At 49.6% G+C, this 13,342-nt stretch carries 7 protein-coding genes and 1 pseudogene; 4 read left to right on the top strand and 4 right to left on the bottom strand.

The features are described 5' to 3' along the window. The 3 genes and pseudogenes from ACOJS8_RS08080 to ACOJS8_RS08070 all read left to right on the top strand — a co-directional run. Positions 1 to 994 (top strand): annotated as a pseudogene (locus ACOJS8_RS08080) (2-succinyl-5-enolpyruvyl-6-hydroxy-3-cyclohexene-1-carboxylate synthase); the annotation flags it as partial. A gap of 269 nt (positions 995 to 1,263) precedes the next feature. Continuing rightward, on the top strand, positions 1,264 to 2,079 hold the full coding sequence (locus ACOJS8_RS08075) for a class I SAM-dependent methyltransferase (RefSeq protein ID WP_420148031.1): 816 nt from the start codon (positions 1,264 to 1,266) through the stop codon (positions 2,077 to 2,079). Positions 2,080 to 2,310: 231 nt separating this feature from the next. Beyond that, positions 2,311 to 3,084: a hypothetical protein gene (locus ACOJS8_RS08070; protein ID WP_420148030.1), complete on the top strand. Its 774-nt coding sequence runs from the start codon at positions 2,311 to 2,313 to the stop codon at positions 3,082 to 3,084. A 6-nt stretch (positions 3,085 to 3,090) separates the two neighbouring features. Here ACOJS8_RS08070 and ACOJS8_RS08065 read toward each other — a convergent pair whose 3' ends face one another. The 4 genes from ACOJS8_RS08065 to ACOJS8_RS08050 form a co-directional block, all read right to left on the bottom strand. Next, complete coding sequence (locus tag ACOJS8_RS08065) at positions 3,091 to 6,573, bottom strand: VCBS repeat-containing protein (protein ID WP_420148029.1); 3,483 nt, start codon at positions 6,571 to 6,573, stop codon at positions 3,091 to 3,093. Between the two features lie 90 nt (positions 6,574 to 6,663). Then, positions 6,664 to 8,202, bottom strand: a complete 1,539-nt coding sequence (locus ACOJS8_RS08060) for a RagB/SusD family nutrient uptake outer membrane protein (protein ID WP_420148028.1) — start codon at positions 8,200 to 8,202, stop codon at positions 6,664 to 6,666. 35 nt (positions 8,203 to 8,237) lie between these two features. Further along, on the bottom strand, positions 8,238 to 11,366 hold the full coding sequence (locus ACOJS8_RS08055; RefSeq protein WP_420148027.1) for a SusC/RagA family TonB-linked outer membrane protein: 3,129 nt from the start codon (positions 11,364 to 11,366) through the stop codon (positions 8,238 to 8,240). Between the two features lie 561 nt (positions 11,367 to 11,927). Then, on the bottom strand, positions 11,928 to 13,013 hold the full coding sequence (locus ACOJS8_RS08050; protein ID WP_420148026.1) for a tetratricopeptide repeat protein: 1,086 nt from the start codon (positions 13,011 to 13,013) through the stop codon (positions 11,928 to 11,930). Between the two features lie 27 nt (positions 13,014 to 13,040). Here ACOJS8_RS08050 and ACOJS8_RS08045 point away from each other — a divergent pair, with 27 nt between their 5' ends. After that, a complete protein-coding gene (locus ACOJS8_RS08045; RefSeq protein ID WP_420148025.1) occupies positions 13,041 to 13,289 on the top strand; it encodes a hypothetical protein in 249 nt (82 codons plus the stop codon). Positions 13,290 to 13,342: the final 53 nt, after the last annotated feature.

The following is a 13,342-nucleotide window of genomic DNA, read 5'->3' as shown; positions in this document are numbered from 1 at the left end:
CCCTGTCAATGAGACCTTTATCACCCATAGTGATACGTTCCTAACACTGTTAAGTGAGGAAAATGCAGAGCTTTTACGTCCCGATTTACTGATTACGATTGGCAATTCGTTCCTGACCCGAAATCTGAAAACCTTTTTTCGACAGTACCCGGCTCGGCGTCACTGGCACATCCAGCCAACCGTCGATCGCATTAACGATTCATTCCAGAGCTTAACAACGCTTATTCCCGCTGACCCCTTACCGTTTCTGGATAAACTCTTTTCTGATATCGACTATCAGCGGTTTTTACAAGGGGATGATGACGACCCAAGAGAATTTCTTTCGCGATGGCAGTCCGCAGACCGACAGGCCACCCGATTAGTCGAAACCATCCTCTCTGCGCCCGATCTGCCCATTACAGACTGGGCGGCTACTCAGTTGCTACTGGAACATTTGCCCGACGACTCGGTTCTTCAGCTGGCCAACAGCATGCCCGTCCGTTACGCCAATTATTGCGGTGTTAGTGAACAACAACGTATCAGCATAGCCTCAAATCGTGGGGTTAGCGGTATAGACGGATGCCTGAGTACGGCTGTTGGCGCCGCCCTGGCAACCGACCAGATCGTAACGGTTCTGATCGGTGATGTTGCCTTCTTCTACGACCGGAATGCATTATGGTCAGCGCCCGTCCCTCCTAACCTGCGAATTGTACTACTAAATAACGATGCCGGTCATATTTTTCGAATGATTGACGGACCGGGTCAACAGCCCGAATTAGAAGCCTTCTTCGAGACGCCACACGGCTACAATGCCCAAAACACGGCCGCTGATGCAAACGTAACCTACTACCAATGCGACTCGATTGAAACCCTACGCTCCCTCCTGCCCGATTTTTTCCAGCCTGGCGAAACAGCGAAGCTACTCGAACTGACAACCAGCAAACGACACAACTACGGGCAGTTTACAGCTTATAAAACACGTCTGAAGAAGTTACAGGAAAATCTATTTAACTAGAACTATAGTTATAGTTACAATCCTTCGGTTTTTATTTTTGCCGTTCGCAACGACTTATTTCTGCCATTTCATAAGTATCCCCTGACTGTCAGCACATTAGTTTCAAAAACATAGCGCAGCAGAAAAAGTCATCGGAAAAGTGTAACGGCTGTTTCCCAAAAAATCACCGGATTCCGTGACAAAAAACCACGGAATCCGGTGATTTTTTCGACGTAGTGGATTCCGAATTTTGCAGCGACAAAAAACTAGTACACAACCAAAACAACAAAATGATGAATCCAAATCAGGTATTATGGGAAAAAGGCGACTTCACACGCCTGGCCGAAACGATGCGCGAAAGTGGTGCTGCTTTAGTCGCCAGACTCAACATCACGAAAGGGCTAAAAGTCCTGGATGTCGGCTGCGGGGATGGAACCACCGCCATACCAGCCGCTAAATCAGGTGCCCAGGTTGTAGGCGTTGATATCGCCCGGAATTTGGTAGAAGCCGGAAACAGACGAGCCCAAAGCGAAGGGCTGACCAATTGTACCTTTCAACAGGGAGACGCCACCGATTTAAGTGAGTTGAAAGATCAAACGTTTGATCTTGTCATCAGCATTTTTGGGGCTATGTTTGCTCTTAAACCACTCGAGGTAGCCAAAGAACTCGTGCGTGTCACCCGCCCAGGTGGTCGGATCGTAATGGGGAACTGGATTCCAGGTGACCCTACCCTGGTTGCCCAGATACTACGTATTAGCTCCTCTTACACGCCACCACCACCAGAAGGGTTCATCAGCCCCATGCTGTGGGGCGTGGAGAATCAGGTGATCGAACGGTTCGAACAGGCGGGCATCCCAAAAGAGAATATCGCCTTTGAACGGGCTACCTATACTTTTCAGGCGCCGTTCCCCCCCGATGAGTTCCTGGCCCGCTTCAAAAATTATTACGGTCCGACCATGAATGCGTTCGAAGCCGCAGCCAAGAACGGAAAAGAACAGGAGCTACAACGCGAGTTAGAGGAATTATTTGCCAGTCAGAATCAAAGTAATACGGGCAACTCAACCAGTATTCCTGCCACCTACTTACAGGTAACCGTACATCGTTGATTAGCTATTCACCGCTGAAGTACTAGCACACGGGTTTATCCAAGAATATTGGCCTGTTAACCGGATGAAAAGTAACTTTTCATCCGGTTAACAGGCCGTTTGGTTACCAACCTTGAGAACCGATCTCGACTAACTCAAAAGGTGATGTTTAACAAAATGAAGCAAAAGCAGAAACCGCTCCAACGGTTTCTGGAGTAAATGGGTCCTGATAGAATAACTGCTCTTACTAGCATGAAAAACCTTATACTCTTCTTTTTTCTGCTGGCCCTGACTGCCTGTCAATCAACGGAGCCTGATTCTTTCAGCATTGACCCGCATCTGAATGCATATACTGACGACGCTCCCCTATCCCGGAAACTTTTCTGCAATTCGATCAACTGTGAAAATCCCTACAGTCAGGAAGTTTATACGTATCATCCGGATGGTAAAATGAGTCGTGTAGATCAATTTGCCCAGACGGCATCGGGTAAACTGGATCTGGTTTCTTATTCTGACTATGCATATAACCCGGCTGGGCAACTCGTTGGTAAAATTCGTTACCATAAGTATGGGTCTGGTGCGCAATGGATAGCCTACGACGAATCGGAGTATATATATACGAATGGCGTATTAAGCCTAGAACGAAACTATTTCCATCAACAATCCCCTAAACAGCGTATTTTGACCGGCCATATCGAATATGAATTTAAGGATGGCCAGAAAACGGGCCAGCGGTGGTACGATGCGCAGCAAAAACTATCCTATCGGGTCGTCTACAGTTATAGAAACAATACGGTAATCGGCGAAACCTGGTTTGGAATAACCGATAACCAAATCCGTCGGTTTGAGCATCGGTTTGCCGGTAACCGCCGTCAGATCAGCGAATACGTCCCGAACACAGACGAGCAGATTTCAATGGTTGAAAAAACCTACGACGCGCAGGGGCGGCTCTCCAGTGAGGAAACGAAAGTCATTAATCCGCTTCTTTGTCTAATGCAGGCCGGAGTTACCCGTTACGTCTACTAACTTTTGTTATTTCGTCGGCCAGACGGTGGCAAACGTACTACCTGGGATTTGTTTGGATTTCGGCGGCAGACACCGGTTAAATCGTAACCCCTGCGAATTAACGGCCGTCAGAAGCCACATTTCATTGTTTTTGCCGGAAAGGAGTGCTGACGAACGCGCGTCGCCCCGGATCAGCAATCCACTTTCCTGCGGACTCAGCGGTTTGAATTTCCCGTGTCCATCCCCTAGCAAAACAACGCCTACCGAAGCGTCCTGCCGCCCCATATTCACTTCGTTCGGATAAAAATTCCCGGTCAGTACCGCATCCAGGTTCCCATCGTGGTTAAAATCATGGACAACAATGCCAAAAACAGGCGATGCCTGCGCCATACGGGGTAATGCCCGCAGGGCAAATCTTCCCTGTCCGAGATTTTCGATGTAAGCGCTTTGCAGATACGTTGCCTCGGCCTGATACGCGTCTTTTCGTTCATCATCAGTTAACAGTTCATCGAACGTAGCGGCTGCGTAATCGGCAAAACGCTGGTACTTCCGCCGAAACTGTATCACCTGCTGGTTCAGTGCGTCGCGCGGGATGGCCGGGTAACAAACACCATTAATGTAGTAACCCATCAGCGGATCGATTGTCCCATCCTTATTAAAATCCTTTGCAATTATTTTGACGGGTTGGGAAGCCGACGCCCTATATAACGTATTCAGCCCTTCATTACCCACCAGGTAATCCAGATCGCCATCATGATCGAAATCGCCCTGCGCCAGGGTATTCCACCAACCCGCCGAGTTTGGCAGCTTGATTGGCGATGTGGGATTATTCAATCGGCCGTTATCGTTTTTATAAATCGTCAACGGCATCCACTCCCCTGCCAGCATCAGATCGGCCCAGCCGTCCTTGTCGTAATCCGTCCAAAGCGCCGAACACACCAGACCGGCCTGCATCAACCCAGGGCAAAGCTCTTTCGTTACGTCGGTAAACTGGCTTTTTCCGTTGCCGGCCAGATCGTTACGTAGCAAATAGCTCCGGGTAGGCATCGGGTATTGTCCGGGAATCTGGCGACCTCCCACAAACAAATCCAGATCGTTGTCATGGTCGAAATCGGCCGCTACCACGCAGGAGCCACTTCCGGATAAATCAGGCAACGTACCAGTTGGAGCCGGACTAAAAGCTCCGTTGCCCATATTAACGTACAATTGATCCTGATAAAATGCTTTTTCCGCAGCAGGGCGCTCGTTACCGCCGTACACTACGTATAAATCCAGATCCTTGTCCCCATCCGCATCGAAAAACAGCGCACTGATGGCTTCCTGGTTGTTCTGGTCCGGAAATGCTTTCTTGATAAAACCACCGGAAGGATGCTGTAAAAACAAACAGGCTTCGCTCCCACGAAATGTACTGCCCACAAAAAAATCGGCCAGTCCATCACCGTTCACATCCCCCGTAGCCAGCGCGAAACCGGATCGCGACAGCATTTTGTGCATCGCGGCCGTTTGTTTAAAATCGACGAAATCCGATTCCTTATGCGCGAAATCAATGGAAAACGAATCGGTTACGTCAACAAAAAGCTGGTTGGCCGATGTACCGCCTGATGGTTTCGCGATCGGATTCTTCGGGCTATAGGCCAGGGTTATTTGCTGATCGCCAGCCAGGTGACGTTTCGTCTCAACGCGTCCATCCGGCCATACGATACGTAGTGAATCGACCGTAGCGTGTTTTCCTAACCCAAAATGTAACTGTGGGGCGACGGAGGACAGATACCCCCGCACCGTTGCGAGTTCAGCGTACTGCATTCCCCTCCCCGACCAGATGGTTACGCTGGCTCCAATTCCCTGACGGTTCGCCGAATCTCCCTGTACCGTAATGCTCAGGTAATGCTGATCGGGGTGCTGTTCCCGGCTGTGGTTGCGGTATACAAGGGCTTCGGCGTCAACGTTGTTAACGACAAGATCCAGATCGCCATCGTTATCGAAATCGGCATAGGCGGCTCCGTTGGCAAACGACTCGGTATTGAGCCCCCATTCTTTTGATGCATCAGCGAAGGAATCGCCCCCTGTATTTCGGAAAGCGTAGTGCGCGAGCGGAATCTCAGGAACTTTCTCCAGTAATTCAAGACGTTTTTTCGTATTGTATTCGGTTGTACCGAAGCCGGAAAAATCTTCGGTAAAGTTGATAAAATCGCGGTCGGTTACGTTTTTGCGATAGCCATTCGTGATGTACATATCTTTCCAGCCGTCGTTGTCGTAGTCGGCCAACAGGGCTGCCCAGCTCCAGTCGGTTTGTGCTACGTTCGCCATCAGGCCAATTTCCGAGAACATAGGCATGGTGTTGCGGTGGGTAGCAGGGATGCCACTCTCCGGCAATGCCGTGGCATCCCTGCTACCCACGCCCAAATTCAATTGAAGTGAGTTTCGCATGTACTGCATTTGCTGGCCGTACTGGGGCGAAATGCTCATCTCCTTGCGGTCGTAATCCTGCCCGGCCAGCATCATTTTGAGCCGGGCGTTTTCCTTCGGCAGCATATCCAACTGCATCAGATCAGGCCAGGTATCGTTGTTCAGATCAGCGGCATCGACACCCATTCCGTAGAGGCTGGTATGCGTCGTAGCCTGTTTTATTACGTTGGTAAAATGCCCCTTGCCGTCGTTCTGGTAAAGAATATCGCTGCTGGTAAAATCGTTGGAGCAATAAATATCGGGATAACCATCTTTGTTGAAATCGCTGATTACCAGACCTAGCCCAAGGCCATCGTAGGTAATTCCGGCTTCGGTCGATACGTCTTTGAAAACCGGATGCCCATTCGTTCCTTTGCCTTCATTTCGATATAGTCGGCCCGTACTTGGATGCGTACCATTTGACACGACCGGCCGAACGTGGGATGGATTCTGAAAGTCGGGGGCGGTATTGAGCAGAAAAACGTCCAGGTCTCCGTCCCGATCGTAATCAAAAAAAGCTGACTGAGTCGTAAACGCCGGATCAGCTAATCCATACGCTTTCGCCATTTCCCGAAAAACAGGTTTGCCATTTTTTAAACCCTGGTTAATAAACAACAGGTTTTCAGTACGTTGCAGAGCAGAGTGACTGGCGACGGAAACGTAAATATCCAGCCAGCCATCCTGATTGATATCGGTCATGGCTACTCCTGAACACCAGCGATCGGTCGTCAGGCCGGCAGATTCGGTAATATCGTCAAAGGAAAAAGCGTCTTTCGTTTGGTTTCCCTGGTTTAAATACAGTCGGCAACTGACCTGATTGCCCGTAAAAAACACGTCGGCAAACCCATCGTTGTTAACGTCGCCAACGCCAACGCCCCCACCATTGTAAAAATTGGTGAAGGTAAACCCATTCAACGCTTCGGAAGGTGTTAGTGTGTTGCTGAACGTAATGTGGGTCTGGCTACTAGAAAGTTGCTCAAATAACGTAGGGGTCGACGTCTGGCAGGCGTTTAAGCCGCTACCAACCAGTATTGTGCAGACAAGCCACGTTTTTATGGATCGCATAAATACCCCGATTAATTTCTCTCTATTATGACAAGGACACCGGGAGCGCCGGTGTCCTTGCAAGCTAACTTACTTGACCGACCCAATCAATTAATACCCCGGATTTTGGCTGGATGTACCAATTTTAGGATTATTATCGATCTCCTGTTGTGGTATGGGGAGCAGCTCATGCTTCCCTTTCTGAAAATACGAAAGTGGTTCGGTAGTCAGCTTACCCTGCTTCCGCCAGCGCAGAATATCCCGGTTGCGGATTTGCTCGCCACTCAGTTCTACACGCCGTTCGTGAACAATTGCCGCAAACACCTGCTCTTTATTCGAAACAGGATATTTTGCGGTTGGGTAAACCGGCATCGCTACGCTGGGCCGCTGCCGGGTCATGTTCAGGTACGTAATGGCACTGGCCAGATTCCCCAGTTCATTCTCGCACTCGGCCATCGACAGTAACGTTTCAGCGTAGCGCATAATCCGCTGATTGATTCCGCCAGTTGTTGATACGCCCGCTTTGTACATGAGGGTAAATTTCCGCCAGCTCACCTTTTGGGTGACCCCATCTACCGTTGAACTAAAGCCATTCTGTTGGGCGTCCGTCAACGTATTTTGGTCGCGGTTGAATTTGTCGCCGGTAGTATAAAACGACTTGGCGTAGCGTGGATCAGTTTTGGCATCGCCCTTGCTGGTTTTTTCGAACTCAGCAAGCAGGCTGTTCGACGGAATAATGTTTCGCCAGCCGATCCCCGAATATTCCTGCGTCCGAACGGTTTCTTCGGCTCCCGCCGTGCCGTCGCCGTCGCCGTTCCAGTTGAACGACCCACCCGATGGGAGGAAGTTCACTTCCCAGATCGATTCTTTGTTGAACTCCGTTTCTTCGATGAAATTATCGTTGAACTCATCCGCCAGCGAATACAACCCGGAGCTGATCACTTTCTGGAGTTCGGTTTTCGCGTTGGTGTAATCACCCTGCTGCATATAAACCCGAGCCAGCAGCATCTGAGCCGCGCCTTTCGTAGCCCGCCCCTGATTCGCGGCATCATACGTAGTGGGGAGAGCCTCCTGCGCAGCTTTCAGATCAGCGATGATGAACGCATACACCTCTGCTTCGGGCGAACGGGGCAATGAGCCATCTACCGCCGTTACGTAGTTTTTGTACAATGGAACCGCTCCGTAAAGGCTGACCAGTTCGAAATAGGCCCAGGCACGTAGAAATTTCGCTTCGCCCGTCGCCTGCGTTAGCACGCTGGGCGTCAACCCGGTTGCCAGCACTGATTTATCCAGCAGCACGTTGGCCCGGTGAATAATCCGATAGGCGCCCGTCCAGACGGAACTTACCACCGAGTTGCCGGTGTCGTGTACCCCATTTAACAGCTGGTTACGCGGTGTTTCGAGCTGCCCCCCGCCGGAAGAAACATCGTCCGAACGCATATCATGCAGGAAGAACCACTCACGAGCAATCAGGTTGGTAGCCTGCAAGGCTGCGTAAATGCCGTTTACCGTACTGCGAATCTGCACATCATTTTTAAAATAACTATCGGTGGTTACGGCGTTCGGATTAAGCTGATCCAGGCTCTTATCATTGCACCCAATCGCTACGCCCAACAGTAAAGTACCGACTAAAAGATAATTCCGTTTCATGGAAAATAAGGTTTTGGATTCTGGAGAAAGCCCCATTAGAACGTAATCTGAAGACCAGCGAGTATGGTACGTGGCTGCGGATAGTTCGCATAGTCGATACCACTACGTAGCAGCGTACCATTCCGGGAACCAACCTCCGGATCATAGCCCGTGTATTTGGTAAACGTCAGCAGGTTCTGACTCGACACATACACCCGAACTTTGTTCACTACGTTGTTCGTCAGACTACCCAGCGCTTTCGACGGGATTGAATAACCGATAGTCAGGTTTTTGAGACGCATATATGAGCCATCTTCAACAAAGCGATCCGATGTGCGGCTGTTGTTATTGGGGTCGCCACTAATGGCCCGCGGTACGTCCGTATTGGTATTAGTTGGCGTCCAGGCATTTAGCACAGCCGTACCCGCATTAAACAAACGTAGCATTCCCTGGGTCACCACTTTAGTACCGTTGTAAATCTTATTGCCGGCCGTTCCCTGTAAGTAGAGCGTGAAATCGAAGTTTTTATACGTACCGCTAAAGTTGGCACCGTAGTTAAAATTCGGCAGGTAACTGCCCAGATACGTCCGGTCATTGGCGTCAATTTTCCCATCGCCATTGATGTCCTTAAACCGGATATCGCCCGGAGCCGCCTTATCCTGATACAGGGTTTTGTCGTTCCCGTCGACTGCGTTTGCTGCGTTGATTTCAGCCTGGTTCTGGAAAATCCCGTCGACTTTCCAGCCATAGAACGACTGTATGGGTTGGCCAACTTCTGTTTTGGTGATGTCGAATCCGCCGTAATCAGCATTCAGGCCGGCATAAATGGCTGCGGTTGGGGTTGCCAGACTCAGCACGCGGTTTCGGGTAATACCGACATTGGCCGACAGATTCCACCGTAAATCCCCTTTCGCGTAGTTATAGCCCGCCTGAAATTCGTAGCCCCAGTTTTTCATGCTTCCAATGTTGGCCACGGGAGCATTGCTATAACCAATAGAATTCGGGATCGGTACGGCCAGAATCAGACCATCCGTAAACCGGTTATATATTTCGCCGGTAAACGTGATTTTATTGTTGAACAAGCCCAGATCGATACCGCCATTGACCATGTCGGTGGTTTCCCATTTCAGTTCGGTGTTGCCCAACGTATTAAAGAAGGAGCCTAAGGTTGTTGCACTACCAAACGGGTACTGAGTTGCATCGGCTGATACGAGCGACTGCCACGCATAATTGGCAATCCCGTTGAAGCCCGTTTTGCCATAGCTAACCCGCAGTTTCAGTTCAGACAGATTGGTGAGCCCTTTCATGAAGTTTTCCTGATTGATACGCCAGCCAACCGAAGCCGATGGGAAATTCCCCCATTTATTCCCCGGCGCAAACAACGACGATCCATCCCGGCGAATCGAAGCGCTGATCAGGTATTTCCCGTCATAATCATAATTGACACGTCCTACGTATGAAAGCAGATCAATTTCGGCTCTTGTACTGCTCACCGACGGATTGCTTACGCCCTGAATCACATCCAGATCGTTGTTGGGACGAACCCCTGATCCGGTAAAGCCAGTGGAAAGTATTTTCTGGGTCTCAACTACGGCTAACGCATTAAGGGTATGTTTTCCGAACGTTTTATCGAAGGTAAGCTGATTGGTTATTACCTGAGAGATGTTGGTGTTGCGGGTCTGCGAAACGGTTGCCGATACCCGCTGAATGTACCCATCATTATAAATCGGGTTGAAGGTACTGCCATTGGAAAAGCCCAAATCAACCCCGTAGTTAAACCGGTATTTCAGAAAACTGGTTAGCCTGACATCGGCGTAAACCGTAGCAAAGGCCTTGAGGAACTTCGTCCGGGTAATGTCCATATTAGGTGCCCGAAGTGGGTTTTCCGGATCGGACCCATCAGCGGCTGTTGGCGCGCTGTATCCACCTGCTTTGGTGGGATCAGTGGTTGGCCAGTACGGCATCATGCGAATGGCGTGCATCACTTGCGAGCGGTCGCCGGTGGTTTCGCCCCGCTGGTTGCTGTAAGCCGCCGTCAGGGTCTGCCCAATGGTCAGGAACTTAGCTACCTGGTGATCTGAATTCAGACGTAGCGATCCCCGCTCGAAATTCGTTCCGACCATGATTCCATCCTGTTTGAAATAAGCTCCGGAAGCAAAAAAACGAGAAACGGCATTGCCTCCTGATAGCGACAGTTGGTGCTGGGCAATTGGCGCGTTTTGAAAAATCTCGTTCTGCCAGTTGGTTTCAGTCTGAGCGAAGGTCTGCGTAGCGCCATCGTAAATGGGAGTATTCAGATTGCTCAGCCGGGACGGTAAGGCGATACCCGCATTGGTGGTAAGCGCCGTGGCATATTGCACATACTGATCACGATTCAAGACATCCACTTTGCGCCAGGCACTCTGCGTACCCACGTACGAATCCAGCGTAACACGAATTTTACTATCCCGACCGCCTTTCTTAGTGGTAATCAGAATAACTCCATTGGCCGCCCGTGAGCCATAAATAGCCGCCGAACTGGCATCTTTTAACACTTCCAGCGATTCGATGTCATTCGTGTTAAAGCTATTCAGGTCGCCCGTTGGTACGCCGTCTATTACGTACAGCGGCCCGGATGCGTAGTTAATCGAGCCAACTCCGCGAATCTGCACAATGGGAGCACTACCCGGGCCCCCGTTGTTGACAACCGATACACCCGGTACGCGCCCTTGTAAGGCCGACGCTACGTTCGGAACAGGCAGAGCCGTAATTTCTTTTGGCGTCACCGTTGATACAGCCCCCGTCAGAGAGGAACGCTTTTGGGTACCATAACCAACCACAACAACCTCTTCGAGCGAGCCCGCGTCGGCCTCGAGCGATACGTTGATAATCGATTGGTTATTAACCGTGATCTCTTGTTTTCTGTAGCCAATGTAGCTGAATACCAGCACGGCGTTTCCGTTTGGCACCTCAATCCGATAGCCCCCCCTGGCATCACTGGTGGTTCCCCGGCTTGTTCCCCGGATTTGAATGTTAACTCCAACCAGCGGACTGCCTTTTTCATCGAGCACAGTACCTGAAACGGGCTGGTCGGCGGGCACTTTCGCCCATACGCCCATTGTGAAGATCGATAGTATCAATAGCTGGTAACTACCAATCCTCAGAAATCTGCTTATAAAAGCATATACCTGTAAATGATTTGACATGGTTTTATAGGTTGTCGGTTTAGGAACGGCGAAAGTATTCTATACCCAGAGCTGGATCTGCTTTTCAGCCGTAGTGAAGCAATAAATCATGCGCGGGCAGCACTGGCAAACCAGGCTCAGTTGTCTACCAGGCTGGTGTAGAATTGACCATAGGCTAAAAGGAGGGTTTAGTGAAAAAAGTTGAAATGAATGAGCTATTTCCTACTAATTATCCAGCGTATTCAAACAGTATTATGTATATAATGTATAAGGGACACAATATAAGGTAACTACTGTTCAAAACACAGAATTTTCCACTTTTAGAGCAATTTTTTCCTAAAAATAGCGTGTAAAGCGCCAGCTAACGAATGGTGCTACTCCCCTCCACCAGAGCGGTCTGCCTTTTATCTCAACCAGGTACTACAATTACTTATTTAAATACAAATGTCTAAGTGACACCAAATGTGTAACCGATTGGCTAATTTGTTCAACCAGCTATGCGCTGATGGAAGACTGGCTAACAAGTAAAAATGATCGGCAGGTTGAAACCTTATATGGCCAGCACTGAGGTTTTATTTATTTTCATCGGCAGTGAGACAGCCTTTCTTTGCGGGCCTGTTCATCACCAGCGCGCTCACCCCGGCTCCAGGCTTCACAGGCTTCTGTTTTGTTTCCAGTTGCCCATTCAGCCATGCCTATATAATAATAGAGTTGCTCAACGGAAGCGTCTAATTTTTCGGCTTGTCTGAATTCGGCAAGCGCCTTTGCGGGCTGCTTCTGTTCGAGCCAGTACATACCCAACGTATGATGAGCCCACGCATTTTGATTATCTCGCTGCAGCGATTCATTTACCAAGGGGAGTGCTTCAGCAGGGCGATTTAGTTTCAGCAACAGGTACGCTTTATTATTGAGGTAGTAAGGCTGACGAGGCTGCAGCGCTAACGCCTTTTCGACAAACGTCATCGCGTCTGCGTACTTTCCTCTCCGCGCCAATAACAAGCTTTGGTTATTCAAGGCTGCATCCTGTTCCGGGTTCAATTGCAGAGCCTGGCGGATGTCCTCTTCGGCCGGTTCGTAAGCCCTCTGATTATAATATAACGCCCCACGGTTTGTCAAAGCCTCTACGTTTTTTGGCTCTATCTGCAAAGCCCGGTCATAGGCTATCTGAGCGTCAGCAGGTTTGTTGAGTTGTACGTATGTATCCCCCAGACGAACATAGTAAAATGTAGAATCCCGGTATTGTTTTTCAATACGTTGCAGGTCCGTCAGACTCCCGGCAGCGTCGCCGGTCTCTAATCTTGCCGCTGCCCGGTTAAAATAAGCGGTCTCAAAATCAGGGTCGGTCTCGATCGCACGGGTATAATCAGCCAAGGCACCCTCCCGATCATCGTTTCTGAATTTGGCCAGTCCACGGTTGTTATATGCATCCGCAAAATCAGGCTTTTTATCAATGGCCTCCGAATAGTATCGAATAGCTTCTTTGTACTCACGCTTTTGTAGCTGCACATTCCCTCTCAGAAAAAACTGAGCGGCTTCGTCGGTAGAGTTGGTGCAATGAACATTATATAATGACGAATACAGGACGAAGAATAAAGAAAACGCACGTCGGCGCAATACGTTACCTATCTTTGTTTTTCGCCACAGTATCGGTAGTACTTCACTGTTCATTGTTTTCAGTATCCTTATTTTTAGCGAATGCGTTTTGTTCAAGATATTCCACATCCCCACTTCCGCATCGGCCTGTACGCCTGGAATAGCAAATATATAGTCAAAATAGAAGCTGGCCTGTACGAACAAACGTATAAGATCAACGAGCTTGATCTCACTGACTCCAGCGCGCTTTCATCCATGCTCGACGAACCTTTCTTAAACCGGGTGGCACTACGTTTTCAGGAGATGAATGCTGACTGGATGGCTAGCGGAGAACGTAATGACGTATTTTAGCCAGTTAAGTCAAGACCTATAAAAACGGTCGCCAGTGAATAGCTCATTCACTG

The organism is Spirosoma sp. (assembly GCF_048594605.1).
Taxonomy (GTDB): Bacteria; Bacteroidota; Bacteroidia; order Cytophagales; family Spirosomataceae; genus Spirosoma.
This window is presented reverse-complemented; position numbering and strand designations above follow the sequence as displayed.